Origin of the sequence: Bacillus sp. EKM206B (assembly GCF_011066015.1) — a bacterium.
Classification (GTDB): domain Bacteria; phylum Bacillota; class Bacilli; order Bacillales; family Bacillaceae; genus Bacillus; species Bacillus velezensis.
Genome location: NZ_JAAMNL010000004.1, coordinates 121521 through 137149, shown reverse-complemented (window position 1 = coordinate 137149; position 15629 = coordinate 121521). Strand labels below are relative to the sequence as shown.

18 protein-coding genes and 2 pseudogenes are annotated in these 15629 nt (G+C 41.8%); 14 read left to right on the top strand and 6 right to left on the bottom strand.

The genetic code is table 11. The features are described from left to right. Positions 1-28 precede the first annotated feature (28 nt). From G9F50_RS09610 to G9F50_RS09595, 4 genes are all read left to right on the top strand, one after another. A complete protein-coding gene (locus G9F50_RS09610; protein ID WP_007409526.1) occupies positions 29-637 on the top strand; it encodes a YpjP family protein in 609 nt (202 codons plus the stop codon). 100 nt (positions 638-737) lie between these two features. Beyond that, positions 738-1532, top strand: a complete 795-nt coding sequence (locus G9F50_RS09605) for a thymidylate synthase (RefSeq protein ID WP_060562814.1) — start codon at positions 738-740, stop codon at positions 1530-1532. Beyond that, the gene (locus tag G9F50_RS09600) at positions 1529-2014 is read left to right on the top strand and encodes a dihydrofolate reductase (protein WP_012117807.1); all 486 of its coding nucleotides are present in this window, start codon (positions 1529-1531) and stop codon (positions 2012-2014) included. The genes G9F50_RS09605 and G9F50_RS09600 overlap by 4 nt, the downstream gene beginning before the upstream one ends. 21 nt (positions 2015-2035) lie before the next feature. After that, positions 2036-2659 (top strand): lysophospholipid acyltransferase family protein, encoded by a 624-nt coding sequence (locus tag G9F50_RS09595; protein WP_059368434.1) that lies wholly within the window; start codon positions 2036-2038, stop codon positions 2657-2659. A gap of 40 nt (positions 2660-2699) precedes the next feature. Here G9F50_RS09595 and trhA read toward each other — a convergent pair whose 3' ends face one another. Together trhA and G9F50_RS09585 are read right to left on the bottom strand one after the other, a co-directional pair. Further along, entirely contained in the window at positions 2700-3338 is a 639-nt protein-coding gene (gene trhA, locus G9F50_RS09590; RefSeq protein WP_007409529.1) for a PAQR family membrane homeostasis protein TrhA, read from the bottom strand. Between the two features lie 16 nt (positions 3339-3354). Continuing rightward, positions 3355-4347, bottom strand: a complete 993-nt coding sequence (locus tag G9F50_RS09585; protein ID WP_025284893.1) for a sigma-54-dependent transcriptional regulator — start codon at positions 4345-4347, stop codon at positions 3355-3357. Between the two features lie 184 nt (positions 4348-4531). Between G9F50_RS09585 and ilvA the strand changes: the two genes are divergently transcribed. The 5 genes from ilvA (at position 4532) to G9F50_RS09560 (ending at position 8230) form a co-directional block, all read left to right on the top strand. Continuing rightward, positions 4532-5800, top strand: coding sequence for a threonine ammonia-lyase IlvA (gene ilvA, locus G9F50_RS09580; RefSeq protein WP_007612085.1), 1269 nt, complete (start codon positions 4532-4534; stop codon positions 5798-5800). Between the two features lie 92 nt (positions 5801-5892). Then, positions 5893-6144: a DUF2535 family protein gene (locus G9F50_RS09575; protein ID WP_060562815.1), complete on the top strand. Its 252-nt coding sequence runs from the start codon at positions 5893-5895 to the stop codon at positions 6142-6144. A 98-nt stretch (positions 6145-6242) separates the two neighbouring features. Next, positions 6243-6824: an SCO family protein gene (locus G9F50_RS09570; protein WP_060562929.1), complete on the top strand. Its 582-nt coding sequence runs from the start codon at positions 6243-6245 to the stop codon at positions 6822-6824. A 77-nt stretch (positions 6825-6901) separates the two neighbouring features. Next, entirely contained in the window at positions 6902-7657 is a 756-nt protein-coding gene (locus G9F50_RS09565) for an SGNH/GDSL hydrolase family protein (RefSeq protein WP_060562816.1), read from the top strand. A 9-nt stretch (positions 7658-7666) separates the two neighbouring features. Next, positions 7667-8230, top strand: a complete 564-nt coding sequence (locus tag G9F50_RS09560; protein ID WP_007409535.1) for a YpmS family protein — start codon at positions 7667-7669, stop codon at positions 8228-8230. Positions 8231-8280: 50 nt separating this feature from the next. Here the strand turns inward: G9F50_RS09560 and G9F50_RS09555 are convergent, their stop codons facing one another. Further along, the gene (locus tag G9F50_RS09555) at positions 8281-8706 is read right to left on the bottom strand and encodes a MarR family transcriptional regulator (RefSeq protein WP_060562817.1); all 426 of its coding nucleotides are present in this window, start codon (positions 8704-8706) and stop codon (positions 8281-8283) included. A gap of 128 nt (positions 8707-8834) precedes the next feature. Between G9F50_RS09555 and msrA the strand changes: the two genes are divergently transcribed. Both msrA and msrB read left to right on the top strand, forming a co-directional pair. Beyond that, complete coding sequence (gene msrA, locus G9F50_RS09550) at positions 8835-9368, top strand: peptide-methionine (S)-S-oxide reductase MsrA (RefSeq protein ID WP_003153641.1); 534 nt, start codon at positions 8835-8837, stop codon at positions 9366-9368. A 1-nt stretch (position 9369) separates the two neighbouring features. Next, positions 9370-9804 carry a peptide-methionine (R)-S-oxide reductase MsrB gene (gene msrB / locus G9F50_RS09545; RefSeq protein ID WP_007409536.1) on the top strand — a complete coding sequence of 145 codons (435 nt, stop codon included), beginning with the start codon at positions 9370-9372 and terminating at the stop codon, positions 9802-9804. A 40-nt stretch (positions 9805-9844) separates the two neighbouring features. Here the strand turns inward: msrB and G9F50_RS09540 are convergent. After that, positions 9845-10465, bottom strand: a pseudogene (locus G9F50_RS09540) (polysaccharide biosynthesis protein); the annotation flags it as partial. Next, positions 10441-12125: pseudogene (locus G9F50_RS09535) on the bottom strand (recombinase family protein). The pseudogenes G9F50_RS09535 and G9F50_RS09540, both read right to left, overlap by 25 nt. 819 nt (positions 12126-12944) lie before the next feature. Here G9F50_RS09535 and G9F50_RS09530 point away from each other — a divergent pair. Both G9F50_RS09530 and G9F50_RS09525 read left to right on the top strand, forming a co-directional pair. Next, on the top strand, positions 12945-13478 hold the full coding sequence (locus tag G9F50_RS09530) for a hypothetical protein (RefSeq protein ID WP_060562819.1): 534 nt from the start codon (positions 12945-12947) through the stop codon (positions 13476-13478). 23 nt (positions 13479-13501) lie between these two features. Further along, the gene (locus G9F50_RS09525) at positions 13502-13822 is read left to right on the top strand and encodes a hypothetical protein (protein ID WP_060562820.1); all 321 of its coding nucleotides are present in this window, start codon (positions 13502-13504) and stop codon (positions 13820-13822) included. Positions 13823-13946: 124 nt separating this feature from the next. On the opposite strand, the gene G9F50_RS09520 is transcribed toward G9F50_RS09525, so the two are convergent. Then, positions 13947-14897, bottom strand: coding sequence for a thermonuclease family protein (locus tag G9F50_RS09520; protein ID WP_060562821.1), 951 nt, complete (start codon positions 14895-14897; stop codon positions 13947-13949). Between the two features lie 264 nt (positions 14898-15161). Here G9F50_RS09520 and G9F50_RS09515 point away from each other — a divergent pair, with 264 nt between their 5' ends. Continuing rightward, complete coding sequence (locus tag G9F50_RS09515) at positions 15162-15596, top strand: SMI1/KNR4 family protein (protein ID WP_101536303.1); 435 nt, start codon at positions 15162-15164, stop codon at positions 15594-15596. Positions 15597-15629: the final 33 nt, after the last annotated feature.

Here is a 15629-nt window from a genome sequence, read left to right as displayed (position 1 = left end):
ACAATAAAACAGAGGGGAACAATCTGTCATGAAATTGTGGATGAAAAAGACCCTTGTGGTTCTGTTTACCATTGTAACGTTCGGACTCGTGTCTCCTCCGGCTGCTTTGATGACAGACAAGCCTTCAGGACAGTCGAGCAGTCTTGAGCAGAATGATTACACCGCTTTTTATGATGAACACGCCCTGCCGGGAGAAGAGAAGGCAGGGCGGGAGCCTGAATTACTGTTTCAATCGTATCAGCAGCAGCTTCTCGGTGATGCTGAAAATCAATCATTTTTAAAATTCGGCAGCAAAATCTCTCCGGTCATTGAAGATGACTACAGAAGTGAAATTCTGCCGAAAATCGAAGATGTGATCACAGGACATTTAGCCAAGTTTCAAGATGATGAAGCGTATCAGGATGTGGTTATTTCCAGCAAACCGTCGGCCGGAAAAACTGAAAAAATTTTTCATGTGTATAACAGGCTGACGGGTGAAGATCTTTTAAGGTTCCACGTCCGCCGGGATCATCCTCCGCAAGACGGCTACTGGTTTAATTTTCATTACCATACCGCTGAAGACGGATTTCAATCACATCATGAGCTCGGCAGCATTTACTGGGACCGCAATACGCCGCCTGACTGGATGAGCGTGTAATAGCGAGAAGAAATAAAAAAAATCATTTCTGAGAAATTTTGCAGAAATGATTTTTTATTGTGTTACACTACTAAAAGACTACTTTAAAAGGATGAAAAAAATGAAACAATATAAAGATTTGTGCCGTCATGTGTTAGAAAACGGAGAAAAAAAAGGAGACCGTACGGGAACGGGTACGATCAGCACGTTCGGCTACCAAATGCGGTTTAACCTTCAGGAAGGTTTCCCGATGCTTACGACGAAAAAGCTCCATTTTAAATCCATCGCGCATGAGCTGCTTTGGTTTTTAAAAGGAGATACGAATGTCCGCTACCTTCAGGAAAACGGAGTCCGCATCTGGAACGAATGGGCGGATGAAAACGGAGAACTCGGACCGGTTTACGGTTCTCAATGGCGTTCATGGCGCGGAGCGGACGGCGAGACCATTGATCAAATCTCCCGGCTGATTCATGACATCAAGACAAACCCGAATTCCAGACGTTTAATCGTCAGCGCCTGGAATGTCGGCGAAATTGATCATATGGCGCTTCCGCCTTGCCACTGCCTGTTTCAGTTTTATGTCGCGGACGGAAAACTGTCGTGTCAGCTTTATCAGCGCTCAGCGGATGTCTTTCTCGGCGTGCCGTTTAATATTGCGTCTTATGCGCTTTTAACATTGATGATCGCGCATGTGACGGGACTTGAACCGGGTGAGTTTGTTCATACATTCGGAGACGTCCACATTTACCAAAACCATATGGAGCAGGTGAATTTGCAGCTGACAAGGGATGTCCGTCCGCTGCCGAAACTGCGGTTTGCGCGAAACGTTGATTCTATTTTTGATTTTACGTTTGAAGATTTTATCATTGAGGATTATGACCCGCATCCGCACATAAAAGGAGCTGTCAGCGTATGATTTCGTTTATTTTTGCGATGGATGAAAACCGGCTGATAGGAAAAGATAACGATCTGCCTTGGCACCTTCCCGATGATCTCGCATATTTCAAAAAAGTGACGACGGGCCACACCATTGTAATGGGGCGGAAAACGTTTGAATCAATCGGACGCCCGCTTCCGAACCGGCGTAACATCGTTGTAACCTCACGGGACGAATCTTCATTCCCGGGCTGTATTACCGCCGACTCGGCTGAGGAAGTGCTCAAGCTGATCCCGGCGGATGAAGAATGCTTTGTGATCGGCGGAGCCCAGCTGTACAGTGCGCTCTTTCCTTATGCGGACAGACTCTACATGACAAAAATTCACCATGTCTTTGAAGGAGACCGTTTTTTTCCGGAATTTAATGAAGCTGAATGGGAATTGACATCCCGCAAACAGGGAGTAAAAGATGAAAAAAACCCTTACGATTATGAGTACCTTGTATACGAGAAAAAGAATTGAGTTTAAGCAGGGGGACAAGAATTGATTCGTTACGGCTGCCTTGTGATGTACGTTGTATTTATGTTCATGAAAAATATTCAGGAATATATCAATCAAAAAGAGCTTGACCCGCGGCTTTCTTTTCAAAAACAGATGAGGCTGGTGTATGAGCGGCCGAAAGCCTTTATGAGAGGCTGCATTGACGTGTCGGGATCGGCAATCGGCATTCATCATGATCAGCCGATACCGGACGGCCCCGTATTGTATGTGCATCCCAGATTGCGCCCGGCTGATCTTCTTCTGCTTGCGGGACATCTTGAAGAGCCGGCTGGTTTTATCGCTGGCGAGAAAGCTTTCCGGATGCCGTTTCTCGGAAATTGGCTGCGGCTGATGGGTGTCATTTGTGACGGAGACAGCCGGGATGCCATGTTTCAGGAGGCGGAAGTCCGTCTGCAAAAAGGGCAAAGTCTGATTCTGTCCGAAGACGGCAAAATCAATCCGGAGGAACTGGCCCTTCGTTTCGATCTCCCGATTGTGCCTGTCAGCACTTCGGGAACAGACCGGCTGCTGCGGGGCAGATTACTGAAACGGCTGAAACCGGCTGACATTGAATTACATATAAAGCCCGCTTATTATCCGGCCGGTCAGAAACGGCTCCGTGCATAAAAAAAGCACAGTCTCTATAGAGAGGCTGTGCTTTTTTATTTCAGATAAAGGGGACTTTGACGCAATAAAATAAAATACAGAAAAACATCGAGGCGCTGCCGCCTAAAACAAAACTGTGCCAAATGGCGTGATGATACGGAACCTTTCTCCAAATATAAAATATTGTGCCGGCGGAATACAATAAGCCGCCGAAAAGAAGAAGGCCGAAACCGGGGCCTGACAGCGAAGCGTACAGCGGTTTAATGGCGACGATGATCAGCCAGCCCATCATTAAATAGACAAGCGTTGAAAAAATGATAAACCGCTTCACGAAAAAGATTTTAAACACGATGCCTCCGATGGCAAGCGACCAAACAATAATTAAAAGGGTCAGACCGAGCGCCCCTTTAAGGGGTCCTAATAAAAATGGCGTATATGTTCCGGCTATTAATACGTATATCGCGGAATGATCCACAATCTCAAGAATGTCTTTCGTTTTTTTATGCTGAATGCTGTGCAAAAGAGTCGAGCTGAGATACAGCAGCAGCATTGAAGCGCCGAAGATTGAAAAGCTGACGATGTCTGTCGGCGATCCGTATTTCACCGCGAAGATAATGAGAAAAATAAGCGCCGGAATCGACAGCAATACACCGATTCCGTGTGTGACGGCATTTGCGATTTCTTCTTTTATTGTGAACAATCAAATGTCCTCCTTTTTAAAGGATTTGTTTTTGCAGTGACTGCAAAAAGCTCAACCCTTCTAATGTAATTTTTGTTCCAGCGCGTCCTCGGCCTTTTGTCACATAGTTCATCTTTTCTAAGTAATCAAGCCTGTTTCTGACCTGCTGGGGCGATAATGTCATTGTGCTGTTTTCGCTTAATTCGGATATGCTCCGTCTGCTGGCAGGTTCGCCTTTTGTATTTAAGTCTTTAATTGATTCCAAAATAAACAAAAACTCTTCTTTCTCCATCAATGTCAGCCGTTTTTCTTTTTTCTTAGCTGTTTTCGCTTTCTGGCTGTTTTTGATATACAGCGGGACATCATCGGGATAAATCGTGCTGCCGGATGCTGCCGCGGCCATATAGTACGCCGCATTTTGAAGTTCCCTGATGTTGCCGTTAAAGGTGTGCCGCTCAAACAGCGGATAAACGGACGGATCGATATGAACATGCTGCCCCGTGGCTGTCAGCATATGCTGCAGAAGAAGCGGTATATCGCTTTTTCGTTCAGATAAAGCAGGGAGCGGAAGGCATAACACGTGAAGCCTGTAAAATAAATCTTGGCTGAACGTATTTTCTGCGCCGGTATCACCAAGATCCGCCGTGCTGCTTGCAATGATGCGGGCAGAAAGCCCGGCATCCAGCTCGGAAAGAAGGCGGGCCTGTACCGAGAGCGGCATGTCTCCGATTTCATATAAGAATAATGTTCCGCGGCGGGCCCTGTTTAATGCGCCTTCAGCGCCGAACAGTTCATATTCGAGCCGCTCTTCGCTTTGGCTGCAGTGAACGGTAATAAATAGTTCGCTGTTTCTGCGGGATTTATGATGGATCGCTCTGGCCATTTGTTTTTTTCCGGTTCCGACTTCACCCGTTATGAAGACTGGCAAATCAGATAAGGCAAATTGCGAGGCCAATCGTTTCGCTTCTGAAAAGGTGTGATGTTCGCCGGCTAGCTGATAAAAAGGATCAGTTTGTTCAATTACACTCATGAATTGGCTCCTTTTGGTTCTAATTGGTTTAAGTATAACACGTTTGTGCGATCGAAAATATCTTTTTCTCTTGTATCGGTTCATTTAATTTTATTTACAAAATTAAAATAATTGTCTTATTATTTGAATATTCATGTTATAATGGCATATTAAATAGGGATTTAAATAAGAAAGGACTCTGTAAATGAAACCGTTGCTTAAAGAAGACTCTCTCATCCAGGTAAAAGACATTTTAAAAGCGCACCAAAATGTAAAGGACGTTGTGATACATACGCCTTTGCAGAGGAATGACAGACTTTCTGAGAGGTATGGCTGCAACATCTATTTGAAAAGGGAAGACCTGCAGGTGGTCAGATCATTTAAGCTCAGAGGGGCTTATAATAAAATGAGGCAGCTCTCAAAAGAGCAGACTGAAAACGGAATTGTATGCGCAAGTGCGGGAAACCATGCGCAGGGGGTTGCGTTTTCATGCAAACACCTCGGCATTCACGGCAAGATTTTTATGCCGTCAACCACACCGAGACAGAAAGTATCCCAAGTGGAACTGTTCGGAAAAGAATTTGTTGAAATCATATTGACGGGTGACACTTTCGATGATGCGTATAAGAGTTCTGCGGAATGCTGTGAAAAAGAAAACCGCACGTTTATTCATCCGTTTGACGATCCCGATGTCATGGCCGGACAGGGAACGGCTGCCATCGAAATTTTAAATGACATTGACGTTGAACCGCATTTTCTTTTTGCAAGCGTAGGGGGAGGAGGACTCCTGTCCGGGCTCGGCACGTACATGAAAAACATCTCGCCGGATACAAAAATCATAGCGGTAGAGCCGAAGGGCGCAGCCTCCTATTTTGAATCGAAAAAAGCCGGACAAGTGGTTGAACTTGAGAAAATTGATAAATTTGTCGATGGGGCGGCCGTAAAAAAAATCGGCGCCGAAACCTTTCAAACGCTCGAAACCGTCGTCGATGACGTTGTGCTTGTCCCGGAAGGAAAAGTGTGCAGCACGATTCTCGAATTATATAATCAATGCGCCATCGTAGCGGAGCCGGCGGGGGCATTGTCCGTGTCAGCACTTGATCTGTACAAGGAAGAGATTAAAGGGAAAAACGTCATCTGCATGGTCAGCGGAGGGAATAATGACATCGGCAGAATGCAGGAGATGAAGGAACGCTCCATGATTTATGAGGGGCTGCAGCATTATTTTATCGTTAATTTCCCGCAAAGGGCGGGAGCGCTTCGCGAATACCTAGATGAAGTGCTTGGGCCTGATGATGACATCACCCGGTTTGAATACACGAAAAAAAATAACAAAAGCAGCGGCCCCGCATTGGTCGGCATTGAGCTTAAGCATCGGGAAGATTACGGCGCGCTCATTGCCCGGATGAATCAAAAAGGATTTCATTACGTAGAGGTAAATAAAGATCAGGATCTGTTTCACCTGTTAATCTGACTTTTTTTAGAACGGCCGCGCAAAATGACAGACACGCTTTCTCAGATTGTATATAATAAAAAGAAAACAATCGAAAAAGAAGGATTGATATCTTGTTACTCAAAAGCCTAGAGTTCAAACGACAGGACGGGATTCAGGTAAAAGTGACAGAAATACCGGTTGTCACGGAAGGTGAACATTATTTTTTTCAAATTCATCAGCACCTTGAGCTTTATTTGAGAGAGGTTTTTGCTTCACATAGTGTGAGAACAGTGTATTCATTCCGACAATATGTCAAGCGCCGTATGAAGTGGAAAGATTACGAGGCCGTTTTCAACCAAGAGATTTTAAAACATAACGCATAACGGTGCATATTCCTTAGCGCCTTCCTTTTGATAAGGGAGGGTGCGGGAATTTTTTTATGATGAATGCTGTAAGCGTTTTATCCATGGGGGGAATGGAAATGAAAAAAGTGAAAATCTTCGCTGCCGTCTTTTGTTTGCTGCTCTTGTGCGCCTGCGGGGGGAAAACGATAAAAGACCCGCTGAACTATCAGATTGAACCGTTTTCATACCAGAACCAAGACGGGAAAACAGTGTCACTGAAAAGCCTCAAGGGAAAGGTCTGGATTGCCGACTTTATGTTTACAAATTGTAATACGGTCTGTCCGCCGATGACGGCCCACATGACCGAACTGCAAAAAAAACTGAAGGCTGAGAATCTGGACGTGCGGATTGTGTCGTTCAGTGTAGATCCTGAAAAGGATACGCCGAAACAGCTGAAAGCCTTTGCTTCCAAATATCCGCTTTCGCTTCGCAACTGGGATTTTCTGACCGGTTACAGCCAAAAGGACATCGAAGATTTTGCGCTGAACAGCTTTAAAGCAATCGTCAAAAAGCCGGAGGGAGAGGACCAGGTCATACATCAAACCTCTTTTTATTTAGTCGGGCCTGACGGCAAGGTGCTTAAAGATTATGACGGTGTGCAGAAAGTTCCGTATGATGATATCCTGTCAGATGTCAAAGCGGCTGAGGAGCTCAAGTAAACTGGCAGATTAGACATTTTCAAATCTGAAAAAACATGTTACACTTTCCACTAGTAGACGGGGAAGGAGCAACCAGATTGAAGCTGCGAATGTTCTCATTGATCGCCGGACTGGCTTTGCTTTTATCAGCTTGTTCTGTCCAGCGCACCGGTTCTGACACTGAAGAACCGAAAACGAAAGATCATATTGTCATAGCTGCGGTCGGTGATTCATTGACTGAAGGAGTAGGAGATCCTGACGGTTCAGGATACGTCGGCAGGGCAGCGGAGTCTCTTAAGAAAAAGGGACATGTGAAAACGGTAGATATTAAAAATTATGCGGTGCAGGGTGACAAAACGTCGGACCTGCTGAAAAAGCTTGATAATAAAAAAGTTCAGAAATCATTAAAGAGCGCCGACTATATCTTTTTTACCATCGGCGGTAATGACTTAATGAAGGTGCTCCGCCAGAATGTGATGCAGCTGACGGTTCAGCCGTTCCAAAAGGAAGAGAAACCTTTTGAAAAACGATTCAAGGCGATCGTTTCAAAAATCCGCAAATATAATGAAAACGCAGAGCTGGTGTATGTCAGCATGTATAATCCATTCACGTTTACGCTGCCTGAATTAAAAGAAATTAATGGGGTTGTAACGGATTGGAACAAGATCGCCGCAAAAGAGCTGGAAAAAGATCCCCACGCCGCTGCGGTGAATGTTGAAGACTTGTTCAGTCAAAAAAGCGGCAGCAGACGGATTTCAAAGGATGATGATTTTCATCCGAACGCAAAAGGGTATGCACTCATCGCCGATCGATTGTACGGCATCATTGAAAAACAAGGGTTACCAGCAGAATAGGGTGAAATGATGAAAAAGTGGAAATCGCTGTTTTTTGTTCTTCTCGCACTCAATGTGATTGCCGCCGCGGTAATTGTGACATTATTGGTTATGCCGGGAGAGCAGGCGAAAATACAAGATCAGACAAAAAGTGAGTACGGCTTTCATATCACGAGCTCGAAAGAATCTCTTGCCAGGTTTGTGAATGCGTACTTAAAAGAGAAGGCATCGAATCAGCTTGACTACAAAGTGGACATCAATAACGATGTGCACGTGGCAGGTAAAATTAAAGCATTCTCAACCTCCATTAACGCGGTCGTCACATTTGAACCGTCCGTACAGGAGAACGGAGATGTGATGTTGAAAGTGACGAAGTTTTCCTTAGGCGAATTAAGCCTGCCGATCAGCTTTGTGCTGAATTATATGGACAGCTTTTATGAACTCCCGTCATTTGTGCACGTTCATTCCGGGGATAAAAGCATCGAGATCCGTCTGTCGGAAATGCCTTTAGACAACGGCATGTATGTAAAAGCGGATAAAATCAATCTCGACACGGATGAAATTGAATTTTCCTATTATCATCCAAAACAATAAGTTTTCATAAAAAAAACACAGATCCTTTCAGGGATTTGTGTTTTTTCGTGTCAGCGTTTTTTGTCCAGCTTGCTGAACAGTTTGATTAACGTTGCGAGCTCTTCATCAGAGTAGCAGTCAAACCGTTTAAAAAAGTATTCTGTTTTTTTCTGGTTGAAATGATCGACAATTTTCTCCCCGGCTTCCGTAATATAGATTCTGATAATTCGTCTGTCCTCTTTGGAACGGATGCGGGTGATCCATTCCTTTTCTACTAAAGCGTCGGTCACTGCGGTAATGTGGCTTGCGGAGACCTCAAGAATGGGGGCGAATTCCGTTACTTTTTTAGGTCCTTGTTCACTGAGAATCCGCAAAATGGTGAATTCGTTCCTGGACAGCTCTTTATCTAGAATTTCATTAACTTCATTTCTGATTTGTTTAAACACTTTTCGAAGCAAAGCTTCCATATCATACATCATTTGTGTCCTTACTTTCAAATCATGAACCTCCAATATGTAGTCAGCGTGGCATTCGTTTAGCTTCCCCTGAAAGCAGAATTATTTTTATTCTGTTTATACATGCTATAATATAATAATACCACGTATGAACAAAGGAGGGCACCCGTATGTCAGAAAAAAAAGAAATCGCCACATTTGCAGGCGGCTGTTTTTGGTGCATGGTGAAGCCGTTTGACGAACAGCCCGGGATTGAAAAGGTGGTGTCCGGCTATACAGGAGGTCATACTGAGAATCCGACTTACGAAGAAGTGTGCAGTGAAACGACCGGACACAGAGAAGCCGTTCAAATCACATTTCAACCTGACATTTATCCGTATGAAAAGCTTGTCGAGCTGTTTTGGCAGCAGATCGACCCGACTGATGCAGGCGGCCAGTTTGCAGACCGCGGAAGTTCATATCGGGCGGCGATATATTACCATAATGATGAACAAAAACAAATCGCTGAAGCCTCAAAAAAACAGCTTGAAGAAAGCGGCATATTTAAAAAGCCGATCGTGACAGACATTTTGAAGGCTGAGCCTTTTTATGAAGCGGAAGGCTATCATCAGCACTTTTATAAGAAAAATCCTGATCACTACGGGCGCTACCGTGTAGGTTCCGGACGTCAAGGCTTTCTGGATGAGCATTGGAGGGACAGATAAGATGGCTTTTAATAAAGAAGAAAAAATCAAATCATTAAACCGCATGCAATATGAAGTCACACAAAATAACGGAACGGAGCCGCCGTTTCAAAATGAATTCTGGGATCACAAAGAAGAGGGGCTGTATGTTGATATCGTATCGGGAAAGCCCTTGTTTACTTCTCTGGATAAATTCGATTCTCATTGCGGCTGGCCCAGTTTTACAAAACCGATTGAGGAAGAAGAGGTTGACGAAAAACTGGACACAAGCCACGGGATGATCCGGACGGAAGTGAGAAGCAAAACAGCTGATTCCCACTTAGGCCACGTATTTAATGACGGTCCGGGGCCAAGCGGTCTCCGTTATTGCATTAACTCTGCGGCACTCCGGTTTATTCCGAAAGACAAGCTGAAGGAAGAGGGCTATGAAGCCTGTCTGCATTTATTTGAAAAATAGAGCTCAGCAATGAGGCCTGCCTATCAGACAGGCCTTTTTTCTATGTTTTTTTTTCTTCATGTAATCGTTCAATAATCTTTACGATTGTGTCTTTTGTGATGAGCGGCGCCTGATCGGATTGATATCTGGGGAGATTGACCTTCCGAAATTCCGGATGTTTGGCGGGTTCCGGCAATATTGCGTAAAGATTGCCCCATTCATATAAAGATTCCGTCTCATGCGGAGAGGTCAGTTCTTCATGAAGCTTTTCACCGGGGCGTTTTCCTACTTCAACAGCGGCGGGGCGCGGCAGTCCGTGCCGGAACGCATACTCCTCAAACCCGTGAAGCAGTTCTTCAAGCCTCAGGGACTCCATTTTAAAAATAAACGTTTCTCCGCCCTTTGTGATCGCCGCTGATTGCAGGGTGAGCGTTGCGGCGTCATCAATCGACATAAAAAACCTCGTCATGTTTTTATCCGTAATGGTGAGCGGACCGCCTGCCATCAACTGCTCAAATAAAATAGGAATAACAGAACCGCGTGAACCGAGCACATTGCCGAAGCGGACCGAACAAAACACCGTACCGCGGTTTTGAACATGATGATTCGCCTGATGAAACAGCTTTTCGGACAACAGCTTCGTAGCTCCCATTGTGTTTACCGGGGAAACGGCTTTATCGGTTTTTTAAGATATTTACTGTATTTTGAGGGACTATCAGTGACGGTGAGGTCGAAAACGAAAAATTAAACCTTAGGATAGGGGTAATTTCAAACTGAGCCGGAATTGGCCCTTTTCTTTTTTGTGTCATCGTAACGATAACTTCTTTGAAGACCATTCTTAATAGCGCGTTCTTTTTCTCTGTGCTTGATTCAATGTGATATTGATCAATTATCCTATTTATGTTGTTTCTGACTGTATTACTGTCTATTTCTGATTGCGCTTCTTGGGTTCCATTGAGCTCTTGCTTGGCAATCTGGAGTTCTTTAAATTCTTCATCTAAAACAGCTTTTCTTTTCAAAAAAAGTTCATCAGTGTAAATGCCGCTCTCATATTTCTCGAAGATAAAATTCTCTTTATTTATTAACTCTTGTTCTTTTTGTGAAAGATGTTCAGACATTTGTTTTTTTGTTTTCACATTACTATTTATGTCTTCGTATTTAGAAATCATTGAAATGATATGTTTTGTTAAAGTCTTATTATCTAAGTTGCTTAAAGAAGAGAGGTAATCCAAAATGGCATTTTCAACATCGTTATATCTTACATAAGTGCATTTATTCTTTTTGCAAGTGAGTGATTTAACGTGATACACACTTTTCGTGCCGTTTTTGTTTTCTCGCGTTCTCCTAGTTTCGTATTTAGATAATGGTTCACCGCACTTAGAACAAGTGCATACGCCTGCCAATTCACTTAATTCCAATGCATTTTTATTAGGCAGCAGGGGGACTTTGTTTGCAATTTTCTCTTGTGATTGTTGAAATTGTTCTTGATCTATTATAGGGGCATGTGCATCCGATACTACAATTTGTTCCTTTTCAGGTCTAATTGTTCGTTTACCGTCTTTTGTTTTTTCCCTAACCTTATATTTAACAGTTCCGATATACGCTTCGTTTTGCAGAATTGCTTTAATTGTGTATTGATTCCAGCGCTTTTTTCCTGATGGAGTCGGTATTTGTAATTTTGTTAAGTGAGAAGCAATCGCTGTATAACTATAATCTTTTCCATTCAACCCATTTAAAAAGATGTTAAAGATGAATTGAACGACTTTTGCTTTTTCTTCGACTGGGACTAGTTTGGATGTTTTTTTGTTTAACCGGTATCCATAAGGCGCTAGCCCGGAAATCCATTTCCCCTGTGCCGCATATGTGTATTTAGCGCCTGTCATACGCTCTCTGGTCATTTCAAATTCTTCTCTGGCCATAAACAATTCAAAACGAATCTGACGCATGTCTGCAGGGTTTCGAGGGTCATAAACTTTATATGGTGTAATAATAATCAATCGCTTGTTTTGAAGAAGGTTAACAATTTGTCCCGCATCACTGTAACTCCCGCGGCTGAGTCTTGTTATTTCTTTAACAGCAATTGCCTGGTACTTGCCTTCATCGAGGTCTTTAAGACATTCTTTAAAAACAGGGCGGCCCTCAATGCTATCTCCTGACCCGATTTCCATTTTTAATTCATAGGGGATTTCAATCGACTTCAGTATTTTATTCATGAGTTCTTTTTGTTCTGTTAGCGTATCTTCGCCTGTTCTTTTTTCTCGCTCCATATCCTGACGAGAGCGTCTAAGATAACCTAAAATATTTGTAATGTTATAAGAATGAACGATGTTTTTTAATTCCAAAAAATCAGCACCTCCTCTTTATTGTATTTGCTGTAAAAACAGAAGTATTCATACAATATGCTGTCTGACATTGAATACGAAAATAACGTAATATATTGTAAGGATTGTATTGTTTGAATATTGATCTATTCTAATCGTATTCATTTTTTAATTAAACGCCGACTGTAATTAACAGGGTTTTTATTTTGTTCATTTAATCCTCATATGGCAGCGCTTATGAGCAACTATAACTTGAACACTAAATAAAATAATGGTTTTATCCATAAACAAAGAACTTAAAACGATGGGGGAAATATCAAAGGAGCTTAATATTCCAGACTGGGGTATTCTGAATCTTTTTTTAAGGCGAAAAAAGTGGACAAGCTTTCTTATCCTGAATTGTCAAAGAGGAGGAGAGCAAAGGACTTTGATCTGTTATACGATCTGCATTTCAACAAAAAAATGAGTCTAAAAGAAATTGGCCGGAAATATGGTTATTCACCTCCCTACATCCGTCAAGTTTTTAAGGATCAAGGAATTGAGCACTTGGCGTTTAAAAATCAGAATAAGAATTAAGGAAATTAACGGATACGTTAATTCTAAAAACATCTAAGACTGTTTTTGAGAACAGTCTTTTTTATGTAGTAAAAATATCTTAAATTGTGAATGAATATTTGATCACCGTAGTGATTTCTGAACAGTTTCAAATGCAGGACTTCCTTGCCTTTTTTAAACTAATATTATAAAAACAGGAAAAAATATTAGTATTTTATGGTATTGTGGTCAATGTGTTGAACAATAAAATTAGGGATAAAGGAGAGTTTAAATAAAATTCTTTTGATGTTGCTTGCAGCCGTTATAGCCATCCCTACTGTTGGAGCTTCGGCCTCAGAAGTGCAAAAAGCAAGTGTTTCTAAACAGGACGTGCAATTTACTTATAATCCTACCGAGCTTCAAAAACTAGCTAAAGAATACTCAGTCCCACCAGTTAAAGAAAAAGGCATTTTAAATGCTGCTGAAGAATTAAAAGGTCTCGAAAATGGTAACTCACAAGATCAAATGAGTACTATGGGAGCTAAAAGCGCCGCAGCTAAAGAAGCGATTAAGGTTATTAGAGGACTAGCGAATAATGCTTGGGCAAAAGACATTTTAGGTACAATGTTTGGAAAGTCCACGGTAAACAAGATTATTAAAAACACAAACAAAATTTGTAAGGTTCTCGAAGATATAACCGGAGCTCCTAAAGAGGTTGCTGCTATGGCAAGAAAACAAATCCCGCCAGCTATTAAAGGTGCAGTTGGCGCAGGAGTTGCTGAAACAATTGGCATGGCAGTAGAATATATCATCCTTGCTGCAGATTATCTTGTTCTTTAAATACTAAAATTAAAGGTGATAACATGACTGGAAATCGTTTTGTAGACTGGTGTAACGAAAATAACTTAAATTCTAAAGATGAAACTTTTCTCGTCCAGTTGTCAGGTGCATTTTGTAATTATGAAAATGATAAAGCGAAAGAAATGAATAAACAACTATTCATTAACCGATACGGTGAAGAGCTTGGAATTAGCTCCATTAAAGGAGATAATCGATCAGAATATGAAGAAATTATTCGTACTTATGAAAAGAATAATTACAAGCAGAACGAAATTAATATAGATGAACTGCTTCAGGTATTATTTGAGACAGAGATGATGTTATCTTTAAAAGAAAAGTTTTGATAAAATCCTAATTGATGTATCATAGGGGTTTAATCAGCCACTATAGGCCACAGAGTCCCTCACACGCTCAGTGGTTTTGAATGTATCCAAATAAAAAAAGAAGCCTCAGAGGACTTCAAAATAATTAATTCTTCTCACATGCAAAGTTGTCATTATCCCGATCCATCTTAGATGTATAAGCAGGGTGAGTGCTTGGTACTCCATGCGGATATTTCTTTCTCAGCTCTGTGCAGTTTGCAAAGTGTTCTGTTCCTCCAGCAGAAGGGGAGGCTTGTGCAGAGTTAGAAGAGCTGCTTGATGCTGAACCGCTTGAGTTCGATTTATGTGTCTCGGATTGGTGTGTTGCAACTGACTTTTGAGCCGGCTTAGATACACTTACTGATTTCTTCGGTTTCGTTACGCAGCCATTAAATCCTTTATCAGTCGCATATCCATTCTTACTCCAAATCTTCAAGTCTTTATCTTTCGCAGCTTGCTCATCTTTCTTATACGTGTCTAAATACTTCGTGTTTGGCTCATATACATAAGCTACTCGTGCTAATCCTTCTTTAAGCAGTGTTTCTTGTACTGATTTGCCATCTGCATAAACGTAAGCCAGCATTCTCCCATACTTGTCTGTACGATCTCCTTTATCAAACTCCAGTTGAAGTTCTCCCTTGTTAACCAGCTGTTTGTTTCTTGCTGAAGCATCCTCACCATATGGTTGTACGCAAGAGTTTGGGTTCTTAGTTTTAGGCGTGTCAACAAGTAAATAACGAACAGTTTTGACTTCGCCTTTATAGTTAACTTTAATCGTATCCCCATCAACTGTTCTGTTAAGTGTTACATCGACCAGCTTTTTCTTTTTGTCAGACGCCTTTTTATCCGACGAATCCTTCTTTGAAGCATTTTCGGCTTTTTCACTTTTGTCATTTGATTGAGTGTCTGCCTTTGTCTCTTTTGCATCCTTTTCTTCTTGCTCTGTTGTTTTAGCTTGATCTGAATCTGTTTTATCTGTAGAAGCAGAATCAGATCCACACGCAGCCAAAGAAAAGCTTAGAGATAATGCGCCAATACCTAACAGCCATTTCTTCAATGTAATTCCCCCAATTTGTTTGTTCTGTCTCTATATCGGACAAACCTTCCTAATTATAAGTATAAAACCAAAGATTGTAAATTTCATTTTGGCATTTTAAGACACTCAAATACAGTTGTGTGGTAAAATTTAGTGACTCAAACACCTTAGAGGAGGGAAATTTAATTGGAAGAAGGAAAGTTAATTCGCATGACTCTTGATGGGATAAAGGAAGCTGTTTCTAAATACGGAACTTTTCCTATGCTCCAACATGGAGGGCATGTCATGGAAGATGCTGCTTTTCAATTCAGAGACCCAGCCAGTCCTCAAGAAATTAATAGTTTAGAAAAGATGTTAGGGGTAACTTTGCCTAATGATTATAAAGAGTTCCTATTCAATCACAATGGAATGGAAATGTTTAATGGTATTGAGCTTCTTAGTACAGAAGGGATAATTGAATTTAATGAAGTTCAAGACTTCCCTAAGGGATATGTCCTAATTGGGTACCACTATGATGGCAGGTATGTTGTTGACACAAACAAATCAAATAAGGGATTAGGATATATGATGTATCTGGATTCAATTGATAATATTGAAGATGCGGTATATTTAGACTCTAACTTTGAGATATGGTTTGACATGTTGGTGTCATCAAATGGAGCTAAATACTGGGAAGTGAAGCCGAAAATCCAAGAGTATTATAAATATATTTCAGAATAGAAAATTTAGATAAGATTAAGTGGGAAGGAGACT

Coding starts and splice junctions, on each gene's coding strand:
- G9F50_RS09525 (WP_060562820.1), top strand. CDS start 13,502: ATGACTGGAAATCGTTTTGTAGACTGGTGTAACGAAAATAACTTAAAT.
- ilvA (WP_007612085.1), top strand. CDS start 4,532: ATGAAACCGTTGCTTAAAGAAGACTCTCTCATCCAGGTAAAAGACATT.
- G9F50_RS09560 (WP_007409535.1), top strand. CDS start 7,667: ATGAAAAAGTGGAAATCGCTGTTTTTTGTTCTTCTCGCACTCAATGTG.
- G9F50_RS09610 (WP_007409526.1), top strand. CDS start 29: ATGAAATTGTGGATGAAAAAGACCCTTGTGGTTCTGTTTACCATTGTA.
- msrB (WP_007409536.1), top strand. CDS start 9,370: ATGGCTTTTAATAAAGAAGAAAAAATCAAATCATTAAACCGCATGCAA.
- G9F50_RS09570 (WP_060562929.1), top strand. CDS start 6,243: ATGAAAAAAGTGAAAATCTTCGCTGCCGTCTTTTGTTTGCTGCTCTTG.
- G9F50_RS09530 (WP_060562819.1), top strand. CDS start 12,945: ATGTTGCTTGCAGCCGTTATAGCCATCCCTACTGTTGGAGCTTCGGCC.
- G9F50_RS09600 (WP_012117807.1), top strand. CDS start 1,529: ATGATTTCGTTTATTTTTGCGATGGATGAAAACCGGCTGATAGGAAAA.
- G9F50_RS09515 (WP_101536303.1), top strand. CDS start 15,162: ATGGAAGATGCTGCTTTTCAATTCAGAGACCCAGCCAGTCCTCAAGAA.
- G9F50_RS09605 (WP_060562814.1), top strand. CDS start 738: ATGAAACAATATAAAGATTTGTGCCGTCATGTGTTAGAAAACGGAGAA.
- msrA (WP_003153641.1), top strand. CDS start 8,835: ATGTCAGAAAAAAAAGAAATCGCCACATTTGCAGGCGGCTGTTTTTGG.
- G9F50_RS09585 (WP_025284893.1), bottom strand. CDS start 4,347: ATGAGTGTAATTGAACAAACTGATCCTTTTTATCAGCTAGCCGGCGAA.